At 59.8% G+C, this 15,555-nt stretch carries 15 protein-coding genes; 7 read left to right on the top strand and 8 right to left on the bottom strand.

Annotated elements, in window-relative coordinates; all coding sequences use genetic code 11:
- The first annotated feature begins 2 nt into the window (after positions 1-2).
- Positions 3-428, top strand: a complete 426-nt coding sequence (locus FHR04_RS12410) for a helix-turn-helix domain-containing protein (protein WP_139403723.1) — start codon at positions 3-5, stop codon at positions 426-428.
- On the opposite strand, the gene hsdR is transcribed toward FHR04_RS12410, so the two are convergent.
- Positions 425-2,767 carry an EcoAI/FtnUII family type I restriction enzme subunit R gene (hsdR, locus tag FHR04_RS12415; protein WP_139403724.1) on the bottom strand — a complete coding sequence of 781 codons (2,343 nt, stop codon included), beginning with the start codon at positions 2,765-2,767 and terminating at the stop codon, positions 425-427. The genes FHR04_RS12410 and hsdR overlap by 4 nt on opposite strands.
- Positions 2,768-3,091: 324 nt before the next feature.
- Between hsdR and FHR04_RS12420 the strand changes: the two genes are divergently transcribed.
- The 4 genes from FHR04_RS12420 to FHR04_RS12435 all read left to right on the top strand — a co-directional run bounded on the left by FHR04_RS12420 (position 3,092) and on the right by FHR04_RS12435 (position 5,593).
- Entirely contained in the window at positions 3,092-3,736 is a 645-nt protein-coding gene (locus FHR04_RS12420; RefSeq protein ID WP_139403725.1) for a ParA family protein, read from the top strand.
- Positions 3,733-4,032 (top strand): hypothetical protein, encoded by a 300-nt coding sequence (locus FHR04_RS12425; RefSeq protein ID WP_139403726.1) that lies wholly within the window; start codon positions 3,733-3,735, stop codon positions 4,030-4,032. Before FHR04_RS12420 ends, FHR04_RS12425 begins: the two co-directional genes overlap by 4 nt.
- A gap of 164 nt (positions 4,033-4,196) precedes the next feature.
- A complete protein-coding gene (locus tag FHR04_RS12430; RefSeq protein ID WP_139403727.1) occupies positions 4,197-4,616 on the top strand; it encodes a hypothetical protein in 420 nt (139 codons plus the stop codon).
- Positions 4,617-5,014: 398 nt separating this feature from the next.
- On the top strand, positions 5,015-5,593 hold the full coding sequence (locus FHR04_RS12435) for a recombinase family protein (RefSeq protein ID WP_139403728.1): 579 nt from the start codon (positions 5,015-5,017) through the stop codon (positions 5,591-5,593).
- Between the two features lie 60 nt (positions 5,594-5,653).
- On the opposite strand, the gene FHR04_RS12440 is transcribed toward FHR04_RS12435, so the two are convergent.
- From FHR04_RS12440 to FHR04_RS12455, 4 genes are all read right to left on the bottom strand, one after another.
- Positions 5,654-6,346 (bottom strand): hypothetical protein, encoded by a 693-nt coding sequence (locus FHR04_RS12440; protein WP_139403729.1) that lies wholly within the window; start codon positions 6,344-6,346, stop codon positions 5,654-5,656.
- Complete coding sequence (locus FHR04_RS12445; RefSeq protein WP_139403730.1) at positions 6,339-6,671, bottom strand: hypothetical protein; 333 nt, start codon at positions 6,669-6,671, stop codon at positions 6,339-6,341. Before FHR04_RS12445 ends, FHR04_RS12440 begins: the two co-directional genes overlap by 8 nt.
- A 289-nt stretch (positions 6,672-6,960) precedes the next feature.
- Positions 6,961-8,313 carry a hypothetical protein gene (locus tag FHR04_RS12450; RefSeq protein WP_139403731.1) on the bottom strand — a complete coding sequence of 451 codons (1,353 nt, stop codon included), beginning with the start codon at positions 8,311-8,313 and terminating at the stop codon, positions 6,961-6,963.
- A 316-nt stretch (positions 8,314-8,629) separates the two neighbouring features.
- Positions 8,630-9,895, bottom strand: a complete 1,266-nt coding sequence (locus FHR04_RS12455; RefSeq protein WP_139403732.1) for a hypothetical protein — start codon at positions 9,893-9,895, stop codon at positions 8,630-8,632.
- Positions 9,896-10,107: 212 nt separating this feature from the next.
- On the opposite strand from FHR04_RS12455, the gene FHR04_RS12460 reads away from it, so the two are divergent.
- Positions 10,108-11,169, top strand: coding sequence for a GGDEF domain-containing protein (locus FHR04_RS12460; protein WP_221265482.1), 1,062 nt, complete (start codon positions 10,108-10,110; stop codon positions 11,167-11,169).
- Between the two features lie 242 nt (positions 11,170-11,411).
- On the top strand, positions 11,412-12,710 hold the full coding sequence (locus tag FHR04_RS12465) for an IS701 family transposase (RefSeq protein ID WP_081994891.1): 1,299 nt from the start codon (positions 11,412-11,414) through the stop codon (positions 12,708-12,710).
- A gap of 164 nt (positions 12,711-12,874) precedes the next feature.
- Here the strand turns inward: FHR04_RS12465 and FHR04_RS12470 are convergent, their stop codons facing one another.
- The 3 genes from FHR04_RS12470 to FHR04_RS12480 form a co-directional block, all read right to left on the bottom strand.
- Positions 12,875-13,300, bottom strand: a complete 426-nt coding sequence (locus FHR04_RS12470) for a hypothetical protein (RefSeq protein WP_139403733.1) — start codon at positions 13,298-13,300, stop codon at positions 12,875-12,877.
- Positions 13,297-14,607 carry a hypothetical protein gene (locus tag FHR04_RS12475; RefSeq protein WP_139403734.1) on the bottom strand — a complete coding sequence of 437 codons (1,311 nt, stop codon included), beginning with the start codon at positions 14,605-14,607 and terminating at the stop codon, positions 13,297-13,299. The genes FHR04_RS12470 and FHR04_RS12475 overlap by 4 nt, the downstream gene beginning before the upstream one ends.
- Positions 14,608-14,672: 65 nt before the next feature.
- Positions 14,673-15,491 (bottom strand): hypothetical protein, encoded by an 819-nt coding sequence (locus FHR04_RS12480; RefSeq protein ID WP_139403735.1) that lies wholly within the window; start codon positions 15,489-15,491, stop codon positions 14,673-14,675.
- Between the last annotated feature and the right edge of the window lie 64 nt (positions 15,492-15,555).

A 15,555-nucleotide genomic window follows, 5' to 3' on the forward strand; every position in this document is an offset into this window, starting at 1 on the left:
GCATGAGCAAGACCGCCCAGGAATGGCAGCAACAACTCGGCCTGGACACCCTGCCGGACGAGGAGCTTCTGCAGGCCTTCAATGCCCTGGAGGGCCAGGAGGTCATCGACGGAGGCGGGCTGGAAGCGCGGGGGCTGACCGCGCCGTCCATGACGCCCGACGAACTGGTCGCCGCGCTGGTGGTCGGGAGTGCCGGGGCCGCATTCAAGAAAGTCCGTCAGGAACAGCATCTGACGGTCAGGCAGGCGGCCCAGGCATGGGGCGTCTCGCCGGGGCGCGTGTCGCAGATGGAAGCCCAGGACGCCAACCTGTATATGAGCACGGTCGGGAGCGCGGCCCTCCGTATGGGTTACCGCGCCAAGCTCGTGCTGGAGCCGCTGGAAGGCGGGCAGGCGATTGTGGCTCCGCTGGGGGAAACCCAGGGTTAGGAAGCGCTGTACAGCTCATCCTCCAGCGCCCGGATGGCCTGCTCGTACTCGGTCTTGCCGCCGAAGGCGCGGGCGATTTCCAGCGGTGTGCCGAAGGGCCGGAAATCCGGCAGCTTCAGCACCTCGCGGTCTTCGAGCTGCCCCACGCCCTGATCGGCGTACTTGTCGAGCAGCTGGTCCAGAACGGCCCGCGCCGTCTCGCCGTAGCGGGTGAAGGCGTCCCGCTTCTTGACCCGGGCGGCCCGTTCCCGACGGGTCAGCGGCGGGCGGCCCCACACCAGGTGCGCGATCACGTCGAAGGGGTCGTGATGGGCTCCCAGGCCCAGCTCGTGCGCCAGCGCCTCGAAGTGGACGCCCTCGCGCCTCAGCTCCTCGATGATGGTCTGCTTGCGCTCAGCGTCGTCCCAGCGGCGGAGAAAGTCTTCCAGCGAGGCAAACTCGCGGGTCAGGGTGCGGCGGCTGTAGTCCTTCAGCGACTCGGTGATGGGCCTCCCCTGGGCGTCGAAGTAGATCTCCCTCCGCGCGGCCACGCTGACCTCCACCCCGTCGACGTAGAACTTCCTGGTGGCGGTGGTCACGTCGTCTCCCGTTCCAGCGTCCCACCCGTCTTCCCTGGAGGCTGCGCCGTCTGTGTCGGCCGGGGGCACGGGCGATTCCCCCGGTCCCGGCTGGTACACCTGCACCGGGTCGCCGTCGAAATCGGGGTCGCGGAACAGCTCGGTGGCTCCCTTGAAATCCAGGATGGTGAAGTAGAACTTGTCGTGGTCCTCGTTGACGCGTGTGCCGCGCCCGATGATCTGCTTAAACTCGGTCATGGATTGAATACGCTGGTCGAGCACGATCACCTTGCAGGTCTGGGCGTCGACGCCCGTGCTCATCAGCTTAGAGGTCGTGGCGATCACCGGGTAAGGAAGGCGCGGCGAGATGAAGTCGTCCAGATTGTCCTGAGCGTCGGGCACGTCACTCGTGATTCTCACCACGTACCGTTGGTTTTTGTCCACCTGTTCCGGGTTCAGGTTGACCAGGGCCGAACGCATCCGCTCGGCGTGTTCTTGGTTCTCGCAGAACACGATGGTCTTGCCCATAGGGTCCGTCTCTCGCAGGAACTCGGATACCTTGGCGGCCACCAGTTCGGTGCGTCTGGACAGCACCAGGGAACGGTCGAAATCGCGCGCGTTGTACTCGCGCTGATCGATCTCGTGGCCGTAGCGGTCGCGCTGGCCCGCCTGCGGGGTCCAGCCGCTCAGGTCCCTGTCGAAGTCGAAGCGCACCACCTTGTAGGGGGCGAGGAAGCCGTCGTCAATGCCCTGTTTGAGGGAGTAGGTGTAGATGGGCGGCCCGAAGTAGTCGGTGTTCGAGACGGTCTCGGTTTCTTTGGGGGTGGCCGTCAGGCCGATCTGGGTCGCCTCCGAGAAATACTCCAGAATCTCCCGCCAGTTCGAGTCCTCGGCGGCGCTGCCCCGGTGACACTCGTCCACCACAATCAGGTCGAAGAAATCCGGGGAGAACTGCTTGTAGGCGTTGCGCTCCTCCTCGTTGCCACTGACCGCCTGGTACAGCGACAGGTAGATCTCGAAGGCCTTGTCAATCCGGCGATTGCGGATTTTGGTCATGGCCCCGCCGAACGGCTTGAAGTCGTTCGTCATGGTCTGGTCCACCAGGATGTTGCGGTCCGCCAGAAACAGGATCCGCTTTTTCGCCCCGGCGCGCCACAGCCGCCAGATGATCTGGAAAGCCGTCAGGGTCTTGCCTGTGCCCGTCGCCATCACGAGCAGGAGGCGCTGCTGACCCTGGGCGATGGCCTCGACGGTCTTGTTGATGGCCAGCAGCTGGTAGTAGCGCGGGGTCTTGTCCGTGCCGTCGTTGAAGTAGTCCTGCGTGACCAGCCGGGCCTGTTCCGGCGTGAGGCCCTTTGCTTCTTCCCACCATTGCCACAGCTGCTCCGGGCTGGGGAACTCGTCCAGGGCGATCTCTTTTTCCAGCACGCCCTCGGACTTCAGGTTGTTGCGGAACAGGAAGGCGTCGCCGTTGGAGCTGAACACAAACGGCACTTCCAGGATCTCGCCGTACCCCAGCCCCTGCGGCAGCCCTGCGCCGACAGAGTGTTTGTTGTCCTTGGCCTCGATCACGGCAATGGGAATGTTCGGTTTGTAGAACAGCACGTAGTCGGCCCGCTTGGGCGTTCCCCTGGTGTGCAGCTGCCCACTGACCTGAATACGTCCCTTGGTCAGGTACAACTCCTCGCGCACCTGCGTCAGAATGTCCCACCCGGCGCGCTCGACGGCGGGCGTGATGAACTTGGTGCAGATGTCGCGCTCGGAGAGTTTCTTTTTGTCCATGGGTCCAGCCCAAGTTTAGCCTGTACTGAACATCATTCCCTGCAAATGTGTGGAGCTTTCTGGCCTTAAGGTGGTCGGCATGCCCGCTCTTGGCCATTTCATTTTCTGACAAACTGACTATCTTTCTTGTCATCTTGCCAGAAAATGGCGACACCTCCTCTTTCTGACACAGGGGGAACCATGCGAGGCAGTTTGTTGCGTGAGCACAGCTCGAGGAAGATTCCTCTGGTTGACGCTCAGCAAGATAAGAAACTTTCTGACAATCTGACTTTCTGTCAGTCTGACTTTCTTGTCAGAAAGCTTTATGGCAGGTACGCTGACGGCATGACTCGATCCCAGAACAGGCCGCTCGTCCTAGCCCTGGCCAGTCTTAAGGGCGGCGTGGGCAAGACCACGTCGGCCGTCCACATCGCCGCGCATCTGACCCAGGCTGGGTGCACCGTTCTGCTGGCCGACGGTGACCGCATTCGCACCGCTACCGCCTGGGGCCGAGGCGGCGCGCTGCCCTTTACCGTGGGCGGCATGGCCTCTCTCAGTCAGGCGGGCAAGTACGACGCCGTAGTGATCGACTCGCGCGGCGGCCTGGAAGATGTGGATCTGATCGATCTGGCCGAGTCCTGCGCGGCGCTGATCTTGCCCAGCACGCCGGACCTCGGCGGCATGGACGGCATGGCCCAGACTGTGGAGGTGCTGCGCAGCGCTGGAATCCCGAATGACCGCTACGCAGCGCTGTTGACGATGGTGCGTCCCGGCAGCGAACGCAAATTGACTGAAGCGCGGGCCGCTTTGGAAGACGCTGGGATTCCTGCCCTGGCCCAGACAGTGCGGTTGTCCGAGGCGTTCCGGGATGCGAATAATGGCGGCGTGCTGGTACGTGATGTACGGGGCAATTCCCTCGCCAAAGGACTTTGGGCTGAATATGGGCGTGTCACTGGAGAGATCGTGGCCATGACGGGGGGGAAGCTGTGAGTTTGCGCGACGGCCTCAAGAACCTGCGCGCCTCGCGGGAAGAGGAGAAGGAAACGATTCCCACCGAGCCGAAGACCGCTGCCCCTCTTGAGCCAGAAAAGCCCACATCCGAAAAGCGCGAGACTTTCAGCACGCGTATCCGCCCCAGTGTGCGCTACGCCCTTAAACGACAGCTCCTAGAGCTGCAGGAGCAGGGCCACAAGGTCCGCATGGAGGACGTGCTAGAGGCGTTGATCCTACGATATGTGGGGAATGCGGAGTTCCGGGCGGAAGTGCTGGCGGAAATTGACACATGAATATTTGACTCTAGTGAGACTATGAGCTATATTTCACATCTCAGTCACATGTATCTAAAATTTGCATATCTTTTCGTGCTCTAAACGGTGAGTTACGTCATCGCCCTCCGTTAGCCCAAGATCTTTCGATAACTTGATGAATGTTCCTACTGTGAGGATAGACTATGAAATATTTGAGAATAATTCTTCTGTTTTCTTTGGCCTCTACCTCTATCGCAGCGAAATCAACCATCTACCCGGTGGAATGGAAGGGCAGTGGAAGTCTTTCTACCTATAAAAATCTACCGCAGGCAATTGACATGGTAGCTCCTGGCATGGATGCATCTTGGGATGCTCTGCATCAAAGTGGTTCATGCTCACGTGGTAAGGCCGAGCTAGTCTTATATCAACTTTACGGTAGGGAACAAATCAAAAAGAAGAACGAAGTCGTTAAACAAGTTTCCGGTATTGCAAAAGTAAAATTACTTGGTGATATACCACCGATGTCTGTTTATAGAGTGGATTATAAGGGGAATAAATATCTACTTGCACTGAACCAAGTAGATGAATCTATGTTCTCGGTATTTAACTGTCTGATGAAGTGATCGGGTAATACTATTAACCCTACACTCTATCGGCTTGATACATTATATAAGGTTGTGCGGAAAACCAGATGGCGTTGAATCTTCAGTGTAGTGAAGGTAGGGTCATGCGGGTACCTCTGTGCCTTAGGATTTCAGGCGCAATTTCCTCGAAATGTAAGGCGAAGATCGCCTGATGACATAGAGCATGGTTGAGCCTAGCAGTGTGCTACAGCTGGTAACCTTGCGGTCCGAACTAACCGATTCTCTTCCTAAGCACCAATAAGCGAAATCTTGTCAACTTAGGGTATACCCCACCCTGACGTCAGGTTGAGGGTCAAAAAGCGTCAGAATAGGGTTGTCTTAGATATTGTCTGACAGTAGTCTGCCGGGGTCTAGACCCTAACCTGACAGGAGCCTCCATAAAAAACCCCAACAGAGGGCACCGCCTTGGCTACACCCGCGTCTCGGCTGAGGACCAGAACACAGTCCGCCAACTGGATGGCCTGAACTTCGACAAGGTTTTCACCGACAAGGTCAGCGGTGGGACTGCCCACCGTCCCCAGTTGACGGCCCTACTGAGCCATGCCCGCGACGGAGACACCTTGGTGGTTCACAGCATGGACCGCCTAGCCCGCAACCTTGACGATCTCCGGGCGCTGGTCAACGACTTGACGGAGAAAGGTGTGCATGTCGAGTTCGTCAAGGAGGGGCTGACCTTCACTGGGGAAGATTCGGCGATGTCCAAGCTGCTCCTAAGTGTGATGGGGGCCTTTGCCGAGTTCGAGCGCGCCCTGATCCGTGAGCGGCAGCGTGAAGGCATCACGGCAGCGAAGAAAGCCGGGGTGTACCAGGGACGCAAGAAGGCCCTGAGCGCCGCCCAGGCGAGCGATCTGCGGCAGCGCGCCGAAGGGGGCGAATCGAAGGCCAGCCTAGCCAAGGCCTTTGGCATCAGCCGGGAAACGGTCTACCAGTATTTGAGGACTGCCGCCGATGCATAGCGCGCAGAAGTGTTTCAATATTTTGCTGAGTCTGTAGCCAACAAATGACCGATATCGATCTTATTCGCATTTTGAAGTCTCTTGAATATCAGTCACTTTCGTTAGCACAATAGGTTCAGCCGTCTCCGAAATGGGGGTTAAAACCGCCTGCCCATCTTTTTGATAACTCAGAACACCACAATACACTGGACCATCCGCAGTACGTACAACTGAGAAACGAGGGGTCTCCGCCTCTTCCTCTGTTAGAGGTTTAGCATTCCATTTATTAAATGAGATATCAATAGGAGTAAATAGGACGATCCACCCAAATATCAGAATGAGCAACAAAGAGATAAAACTCAACCATCTGGAAACTGCTAGCCGTGCTACTGTAGCACTAACTACTCGGTTATAAAAAGCAGCGTATTCGTTAGGATCATCAGTAGTCTGTATAGGATGTCCCTGGGATGCCCATATGGCGAAAAAGGAGGCGGCTGCAAAAAATACTATGATCAACGCAAGTATCCATATGCCCAGGTTATGCCAGACCGGCAAGGTCATACTTAACGCTTCTGGGCTAATTGTGAGTCCGCCTATAGCTAGCACAGTAGTTAATAGTGTGAGGCTACTAGCCCATTTCGTTGCCAGATCGCGCATTTCCGTTAATTGACTTTCTTTAGCTTTTACAGCCAAAGCACGCCAAGCAATAGGGTCACTAACTGCCTGGCTTCTCGGCATATTCAAACCCCAAAGCCGTTTAAAAGAGTTAGCCATGTTCCGACTCGGTCTTTATTTCGCCTTCTGTGTCTTTAGGCATTGCTAGACCGGTGATGTCGAATACTGCGCCACAACCAATTATGCCTTGTCCACGATCAGTGATCGGCTTATTAGTTCGACATATCGCGATAGTCTTGGGAATGAGTACTGGTTTATCATATCCGACTGCATATAATGCTTCTACTGTGTAATTCATTTCGTTATGGCATCGCGGACATAGTCCCACCAGTCGAAGAATCGAATCATCAAGTTCCCAGTGACAATTGCGTTTAACTTCGGCATCCCACTCTGGGTTCCTTGCATCGTATTCATATCCAGTCATCTCTAGTCTCCATGATTCGGTCTGACAGTAAGAAGTATAGCGAAAGAGCATCCTGGCATGGTACGGCAAGTCAATTAATTCAGATGGCACCTAAAGATAATTGCACCTCTAAACGGATAAATAATAAGATCAGAATTTCCTATATCATTCAGGAAAGACCCAAATCAACTGTTGAAAACACAAAAGAGCAATCACATACTGAGCATTCGCCAAAACATATCAGAGCAGCCAGTTCGCTCTTTCATTACGCACGCTATATGACGAACCTCGCGCAAGAAGAGACATCGGTTCATGTCCATTTGCCGCCCACGCGTTCTACAGCGATGCCGGGAATAAGACATTTAACGTACTCGAACGCCTTTTCCTTCAGGCAGTTCTCGAATGCCCCACTGAATGCAGTCCACGCGGCAGCGGGATTACTCATCACCACACCCACCACACCGCCGATTAATGCGGCCTTGATGATGCAACCCTCGACAACCCGTTGGGCCGCAGCAGTCACTACACCGCGTGGCCAGCGTGTCCAAGCGATTAGGATTAGGTCACTGAGACGCGTATACACGCGGGGCCAGAGCACCGTGATGGAGACACTGAAGCGGATAAATCGCCAGCGAACCCGAATGGTAATGGTGACGCGCTCCCACTCCACCTTAAATTCCGGGTAGCGTAGCAGCGTCATCACTTCTCTGGTAGCCCCTTGAGAGAAGTCGATCTCGCAGCTGACGCCTTTGGCATACTCTCGGGCCACCTTATCCGCAACTTGATCAATGGGGATTTTATTCTCGGTGCTCTGCACCATCGGCGAACTCGCCGGAGTGGGGGATGGGGGTTGGTCCAGTGGTGTGTGGGAGATCAGCCGATAGCTCAGATGGCGACGGACAAGTTCATTTCCGAGAGGGACCATCTCGGTGGTTCCGTTGGCTTTGATGCGGGCAATCTTGTCGTTAGGTTTAGTTTTCCCAGAGAAGATGGATTCGGTCTGCTCATATGGGTCGTTGCGGACTTTGGGAGTACCGAAAGCAACCACATCCAAGCGTATGACCACCACAACCCGCGCAGGGTCCAGGCCCGCCCGTTGAGCCCCAGGTAGCACGATTTCCGCCAGCGTCGGCATCTTGTTATCGGGAGCGACGGAGGCGATTGTTTGGTATTCCTGAATCAGCGCATCCCACCCTTGCTTTTCCTGATCGCTAGCATCCTGGGGGAAGCCCAAAGCAATTACCAACTGGAAGTGGGCTAGGCGCGTCACGATCACGGGTACGCTGAATGCGTTTACAACCTGACCGTTTTCCAGTGCCACGTATTCGCGCTGCTCCTGACCGACCAGCTCGATAGCCCTCATCTTAGCCGGTGGGTCTTTGCTGAACGTGCCTTCGGAGTGATCTTCTAGCACGCGTCGGGAACCTTCAACGAAACCAAGGGGCATGTGCCCACTGGGCGAAATGTATCGTGGTTCTGGATCCTTTGACCAGATGAGTTTTATAAGATTCGGGTCGTAGGGCGAGAGGTCGGGTGCTTCAATCACGGTGAGGGTGGGCGGGATGGCCTGTTGCGCTCTCGCAGCGGGCAGGAGCGCTACGCCTGCGGTAGCTACACCGCCACTGATGATCTGCTTTACGGCTTGCCGTCGAGTCATCCCCATGCTAACCCTCCCCAGGAGTATGTGCGCCGCTCCTGCCGTTCCGAAGTTGATGACCTTACGATAAGCTATTTTTCAGAAGGGCAAAACTTGAGACTTACGCCAAATGGCGTAATTATTTGCGGGGCCGTCGACCGGCCACTGCAACGACGGCCTAAACTGTGGGCGAGACGATATCTAGCCACATCATCTATCTTTTTATCGGCAGGGAGCGGTTACAACTACCCTGGCTTAAGCTGTAAACGGGGTAGGAAGAATCCCTGCTTAAATCATGAAATTGCGCACTACGTGACTCTCGTAGCGTTATCTGTGCCGAAGGTCACGCCGCGCGAAGTCGGGCAGCCAGCAACGCCGCTGGGCGTCTGAGGCCCTTCCACTCTCGTCGGTCCACCTCCAGGCGCTGCAATTCTGCGGCCAGGGTCTGCAATCCATCGCGCCCCTCAATCTCCGCTTGCCAGGCCTGCCAGATCACTTTGCAGTAGTACAACCGGCTGTGGGTGTCCTTCAAATCCCGTGCCAGGGCCGCGCCCATGATGCCCACCAGCGCCGCCCGCTTTGACTTGTGCGCTTCAAGCAGGGTGAGCAGTAAGAAAACCACGTCCTGTACGCCGTTCAGGAGTCGTTCGGCCTCGTCCGCGTCGATTAGTGCGGGGTCAGGTTTTAACGGGTTTTGGGTCGTGATGTTGCCGGGAATAACGGCCCAGCGGCGGAGCTGTTCGAGTAGTTCCGCCTGCATCTGCCCTATGGGATCTGGTGACCCCTCAATAAAATTTTCGTCGTCCACGACGCACGCTGCAATCTGGGCTTCCTCAAATCGCTTTGCGGCGTTCTGGATCGCGTTATGGGCGGTGCGGCCTGCGGCCCGATCCATATCCAGATTCCGGTACTGGCGTTTGTAGTCGCGGTATTTCAGACGGGCGGTGTGGCCAGGGGCCAAGCGCACGGCGTACAGCATCCCATCGATGGCCGTGACCTGCTGGCCGTCCAGAGTGGCGGTGGTGAAGTGCGCACGGGCGTACAGATAGCCGGCGGCCTGGAGCTGGGCAGTCCATTCACGCAGGGTGTTGTCACAGATGCCCAGGGACCGGGCCAGCAGCTCGGCGCATAGGTGCATCACCACCTGCTTTGGGGGCTGACCGTCCTTGCCGTACAGGTACAGGCGGGCGGCCAGGAAGATGCGGCTCAGCTCGTACAGCCGCACGGCCAGCGCCCTGGCTCCCGCCGTCCCGGCTCCCCGGCCCCGTTTGGGGCGAAAGGGTTCGAGGTCCAGCAGTTCCTCTAGGCGTGGCAACGGCTGACGCTGCACCCGCTCTTTCACGAAGACCTTGGCCCGCTCCGCCTTCGCCTGCGCCTCTTGCTCCTCGTAGACCCGCAAGGCGTCCAGCAACCACACAGCGGGACCAGTGGGGCAGTCCTCACCCTCCGTGGCTTCTGCGGTGGGCGGCGCGGCCTTTCTGGCGGGGCGATGGTGCGCCTTGCTCTTAGCCTTGCGCTCGGCCCGCTCGGTGGCTAGCTCGGCGTAGCTCTTGCACACGGGCCGCTCGGCCACGTCCGGCGCTGCCGCTGGGGGGAGTCCTCCCGGCACACCCCCACCAGGGGACGTTCCTCTCTGCCCATGTTGTCGGTCCCTGGTCCACACGGCTGAATCCACCTTCAGCTGCGACTAAGGCAGCGTCAGGAACCCACGTGTAAGGTTTCCCCAAGCCAACAATATCTACCCTCTGATGCAGTCTTCGTCCAGGTGCAACGCGCACGGTTGAGGCTCTTCCCCCCCTTTCCCGCCGAGGTGCCTCCTCCATGTCCCTTCCACCCCGTCCACCGCCCCCCGCCCCCCCTCATCACCCGTGGGCCCAGCTGCTCGCCTTCGAGCCGGATCGCCTGCTGCGCTGGATCCCGCTGTTCGCCGCGTCCGCCGGGCTGGTCATCCTACTCGCCCTGCGCCTCGCGGCGCCGCCCTACGTGGGCATTCTGGCCTTCGTCATGGCCTACAGCAGCCTGGCCCTGGCCGGGCCGCGTTCCATACGTGAGCCCCTGCTCGCGCACGCCGCGCGAGTCTATGCCGCAGTACTGTTGTTGGCCTGGGTCACGGCGCTGTACCTGCTGCCGGGCCACCCGGCCACCGCCATGGTCCGCCTGGCCGTGCTGCTGCACCTCACCACCGTCTACGTCTCGCTGTTCATACAGCTGCCCCCCCTGATCGCGGCGCGCACGGCAGCGGGCACTCTAACCTTCCTGATCCTCACCGCACTGCCGCACACCTGGCGCACGCTGGGCCAGACCGAAGTCTTCGACGGCGTGACCCTCCCCGTCACCCTGCTGGTGGCCCATGGGGCACTGATCACCGTCCTGCATCTGTTCAGTACCTTCCGGGACCGGGCGGCCCACGCCGAGGGACGAGCGGAGGCCCTGCATGAACTGGCCCACCGCGACGCGTTGACCGGGCTGCCCAACCGCCGCGCGCTGGAGCGCGATCTGGAAGCGGCGGTGATGGGGGCGTGGGCGGGCCACCTGGCGGTGGTGGACGTGGACGGTCTCAAGGCGGTCAATGACCGCCTGGGCCACGCGGCGGGCGATGACCTGCTGCGCCGCTTCGCTCAGGGCTTTGCCAGGGAGGCGGGGCTGGGGGGGCAGGTCTACCGCATCAGTGGGGATGAGTTCGCACTGCTGTTGCCGGACGGCGGTCCGGCAGGGGCGGCCATGGTCGATCAGGTGACCCAGGACGTGCAGGCGCGCTACCCGGGGGCGGCGGCCAGCGTGGGGGCGACCCGCTGGCGGGCCGGGGAAACGGCAGGCACCTGGCTGTCGCGGGCGGATGGTGCGATGTACCGGCATAAGCGCCGGGGTGGGCCGGGACGTTAAATTCAGACGGCTCTTCCATCGGGGCAGGGTGCAATAAATTCCACGTCCAACCAGTCTTCCGCGGCGCCCCAGTCGGCGGGGTTGGGCTCCGCAGCGCACGCCTCCCACGCGCTGGCCGTGGCCTCCTCGGGGCAGCCGAGATAGTCCGCCAGCTCGGTGCGCTGCCCTAGCTGTACTTTGGGGATATTCAGGGCGGGAGGTGGAGACGTGGAGGCCACATCAGGGATGCTGGTCTCCTTGCTATGCCACGTTCTCTGCCCCCCTGGACCCGCCACTTTCCCACCTGGTTTGCGCCCTTCCTGACGCACTTTCGTCACCGTGCCCAGCGCACCTGGGCACCGCTGTATGTGCGAGGACTATGTAGTGCGGCTCACCGAAAAAGCATGCAACCCCTGGCGGCTGTCGTGGCACCGGGAAAGGAAGACCACATCCAGCACTTCATCACCGACAGTCCCTGGTCAGCCGGTCCCTTAGAAACCCTGCTGGCACAGCGGGCTGAGGAGATGCTGGGGGGCAAGGACGCTGTGTTAATCATTGACGACACGTGCTTGACGAAGTTTGGCACTAAATCGGTCGGTGTCGCTCGTCAGTATTCCGGACAGGTCGGCAAGATTACTCCCTGTCAATGTCTCGTTTCCCTCACCCTGGCCCAACATGAAATTCCCGTGCCAGTCGCTTTACGGCTCTTCCTGCCACAGGAATGGACCCGTGATCCGGCCCGCTTGAGGGCAGCTGGTGTTCCAGAGGAACATCAACTGCCCCAGACCAAGTGGGAACTGGCCTTGAAGGAATTGGGCCGAGTGAGCGAACACGTCACCTTCGGTATGGTGTTGGCAGACGCGGGATACGGCGTGAACGCCCAATTCCGTCATGCGCTGACCCAACGAGGCTTGCTGTGGTCTGTCGGCATCACCCGGACCCAGACGGTCTACCCCAAGGATGTCCGCTTGATCCCTATTCCCAAGCACTTCCGGGGAAGACGGCCCAAATATCCCACCACGTCACACGACCGCCAGACGGTCGAGGAGGTTCTCAGTGGTGCTGCTTGGCAGCACCTCGTCTGGCGACACGGCACCAAAAGTCCGTTGTCTGGCCGCTTTGCCGCCGTCTACGTCCGGCTGGCGGACGGGGATGAGAACGCCCAGGGTCAGCATCTCCCCGGTCAAGGTGCTTGGGTGATCGGGGAACAACGTCGAGGAGAGGAACGCAAATATTACACCTGCAATCTCCCCCCAGAGACACCATTTTTCCGGCTGATTGAAGTGACCAAACGACGCTGGGCGTGTGAACTCACCCACCGGGAACTCAAGGAAGAAGTCGGCCTGGACCACTTCGAGGGGCGGTCTTGGCAAGGTTTGCACCATCACGCCGTGCTGTGTATGGTCGCGTTGAACTTTCTTCAGTGCCTCCGACTGACCCAGCCCGACGACCTTCGCGGCGATACGGTTCCCGCCATTCGCGCAGAGGTGGCAGGGGACTTGCCCCTGCCACCCCAATGCCGACAATGCCGCGCCTGCACGGCTTTATTCAGCGGTCCTTGAATATCCCCAAAGTACAGCTAGGCTGGGGGCGTCCTCGGCGTCGCTACAGTTCGCTTTATACATCCAGGCCAGAGACTCGGCCAGCTCCGTGGGGTGAGGTCACCGAGGTGCATGGTTGGCAGCGTACTGGGACATGGCCGCCCGGCCCACTCTTGGGAACCTATCTAATACGGCTTCGCACCCGCCCAATACTGCTCCATTAAGCCCTGAATCTGCCCCACTTCAGTAGCAGTTTTGAGGACATTGAAGCCATTTCCCGTCGGAATGATCACGGCCTTCCCCCGGACGATCACCATTCCCCCGGTGAACCGGCTGGGCAGGGTGAACACCCTGGCCCCCACGTTCTTCAATGGGCGCATATTTGGGGCGCTGGCCGGGTTCGTCAGCACCCGGACGATGATGGCTTTGGACTGGACCAGGGTCAGGATGCCGCGCTCAAAGGCCACCGTCCCAAACCTGTCCCCATATAAATCCACCTGGCCCTTCATCAGGCCCAGCACCGCGTTCAGATCGGTGGTGGTTTCAAATTTGGGCTGCTGGGCGGAGGTGGTCGCCAGAACGAGAAGGAGAATTGCACCCCTCCTCTTCATCGGGTGACCACCCGATAATCGGCGGTGGGTTGGCCCTTCACGCGCGGCACCTCGTAGCCCTCGGCCACGCTCACCCACGCGAACCGGGTCTGTGGACCTGCATAGGGCAAACCGGGGCTGTACTTCGGGATCAGCATGGGAGCAGGGGTGGGGACCGGGAACGGGGACGGGAGGAAGACGTTGTTGCCCACGGCCAGATAAATCATCTGCCGCAGCGGTTTAGCGCTGGCCTCCTCGGGCAACAGACGCGGCCTGACCTCATTCCATGCCTCGAAGAGGGTGGTGTACCCGAAGCGCTCGTACATGGCCGGATTGTTGAGGGGAAAGCGCCGCTTGAACTCCTCCAGTTTCCAGACGCCGGGGGGATTTGGTGTCCCCAGCACGTCCTTGTTGATGGGCAGCGTATGGACCCGCAACGCCGCAGACGGCCCGCTCAGCCCCTGCAAGTAGTAGGCGTAGGCCGTGGCCCTAAACACGCCGCCCAGCGCCTGGCCCGCCTCCTGGGCTTTGCTCTGGAGGAAGGTCAGATCGGGTTGCAGCTTCATGACTGGCGCAACGATGGCGTCGTTCAGACCGGACCACGGCAGCGGCGAAAACTTGCCGTTGGGGGCCAGCGCCTGGACCACATCCCGCAGGTAATCTGCCGCGTACTCCGTCTGAGCTTCCCCGGTGGCCTTTTGGATTCGTGCGTCCGCGAGGTCAAAGCGGAAGCCCAGGGGGGCCGGGGCCAGCGGGTTCAGGCTCGGTTTGTCCCCCTCGATGCAAAAGAGCTTGCTGCTACCGATCCAGATGCAGGTGCCGGGGAGATATATCAGGGACGGGTCCGGGGCCAGCTTCCCGCAATAATCGCCGTTGGCAACGGTGGGCAGCAGGCTGTAACGGTCCATCTTCAGGCGGTCATCCGGTGGCTGCGACGGGATTTTCCCGACGAGCCGGGCGGGGAACATGCCGTTGTCCGTGTTCAACACGACGGCGGGGGCCTGCGCCTGGTGGTCCCCGCCGGACCAGTCCAGGGCGCAGTGGGTCAGGTTCATCAGGGGATTGTTCAGCCGGACCAGCGCCCGCCAGTAGTAGCGGTCCTCCAGCCGTTGCCACGCCGTTCTCAACGCCTGACCCACCCGTACGGTTTCGCTGTCCAGGCTGTAAGGTGCGGTGAACTCATATGTTCCGCACCCGCTGCTCTCCTTGCCCTTGCCCTTGGCCTGACACTGCTTGAACTTCTGAAAGGCGTCCACGTTGAGAAAGCGGGCGTGCGGCACCGGCGTGAGCGACGTCTGACTGTAAATGTTGTTGCGGTGGCGGTACACCGGAGCATCGCTGGCACCTGCGGGGGCTGAGGTGCAGAGCGCAGCGAAAAGGAGCAGCCAGATCCTCATCGCTTGACCATGACGCCGACATAGCGGTTCGCCAGCACCTTCTGGGTTCGTGGCTCTACCGGTGAGAAGGTAAAGAGCAGGATGCTAGTTTTGGCGTTCATCGTCCGGCGATCAATCGAGATCCGGCCACGAAGACCAGTGGCCGTTACGAGAGCGGGCCGATTCGGCTCAACTTGGACCGCCCCCGAATCGAATCCTCCCCCCGCACGGATCAAGGTCTTGGGCAACAGAATGAATTTGAGGTTTTCCACTTGCCCCACCAACCGCACGGTGTAGGTGTAGAAGTCGGTGGTGGGGGTGCTGGCGGCCTGGTCCTTGATCAGGTCGATCCGCAGGGGACTCCCCGTGGCTGAACTCAACACAGGGGCGGCCAGAGGCGCAGGCACAGGTGGGCGAGCGGTTGGGCGGCTGGCCGGAGCAGGCACGGGCAGCACGTTGGGGACGGCCTGGGCCTTGCTGACGCCTGGAGGCGTGGACGTCTTGACTGGAGCGGTTGGGGGCCTGGGCAGAGGAGCGGGGGCCGGTTTGCTGGGGGCAGCAGCAGTTTGATCGTCCCGAACGGTGTATGACAGCACCCCACCCGTTTTATTGCTCAGTTCCACCGTGAGCTTGAGGATGGTGGGTTGGCCCCGGTTCACCAGACGAATATTCAGCGTGGCAAAGCCACCGGCTTTAAGAACGTCGAGGTAGATGACCCGTCCGTCTGACTCGTCCACCGTGGGGATCAGGACGCTTTGCTTGGCGGCATTGACCCCCACATTCTGCACCTCGGCGGGCAACGTCAAGCTCACCTGGAACTCGGTGCTGGCAACCATCCTCCCCAACTTGTCGCCGGTTAGGTCGGCAACCCTGAAGGTACGGCCCACGCCGGAATTCACT

Source organism: Deinococcus radiopugnans ATCC 19172 (assembly GCF_006335125.1).
In the GTDB taxonomy this organism is placed as follows: domain Bacteria; phylum Deinococcota; class Deinococci; order Deinococcales; family Deinococcaceae; genus Deinococcus; species Deinococcus radiopugnans.

Coding starts and splice junctions, on each gene's coding strand:
- FHR04_RS12450 (WP_139403731.1), bottom strand. CDS start 8,313: ATGGGGATGACTCGACGGCAAGCCGTAAAGCAGATCATCAGTGGCGGT.
- FHR04_RS12460 (WP_221265482.1), top strand. CDS start 10,108: ATGTCCCTTCCACCCCGTCCACCGCCCCCCGCCCCCCCTCATCACCCG.
- FHR04_RS12410 (WP_139403723.1), top strand. CDS start 3: ATGAGCAAGACCGCCCAGGAATGGCAGCAACAACTCGGCCTGGACACC.
- FHR04_RS12440 (WP_139403729.1), bottom strand. CDS start 6,346: ATGGCTAACTCTTTTAAACGGCTTTGGGGTTTGAATATGCCGAGAAGC.
- FHR04_RS12430 (WP_139403727.1), top strand. CDS start 4,197: ATGAAATATTTGAGAATAATTCTTCTGTTTTCTTTGGCCTCTACCTCT.
- FHR04_RS12480 (WP_139403735.1), bottom strand. CDS start 15,491: ATGGTTGCCAGCACCGAGTTCCAGGTGAGCTTGACGTTGCCCGCCGAG.
- hsdR (WP_139403724.1), bottom strand. CDS start 2,767: ATGGACAAAAAGAAACTCTCCGAGCGCGACATCTGCACCAAGTTCATC.
- FHR04_RS12445 (WP_139403730.1), bottom strand. CDS start 6,671: ATGACTGGATATGAATACGATGCAAGGAACCCAGAGTGGGATGCCGAA.
- FHR04_RS12465 (WP_081994891.1), top strand. CDS start 11,412: ATGCCACGTTCTCTGCCCCCCTGGACCCGCCACTTTCCCACCTGGTTT.
- FHR04_RS12470 (WP_139403733.1), bottom strand. CDS start 13,300: ATGAAGAGGAGGGGTGCAATTCTCCTTCTCGTTCTGGCGACCACCTCC.
- FHR04_RS12420 (WP_139403725.1), top strand. CDS start 3,092: ATGACTCGATCCCAGAACAGGCCGCTCGTCCTAGCCCTGGCCAGTCTT.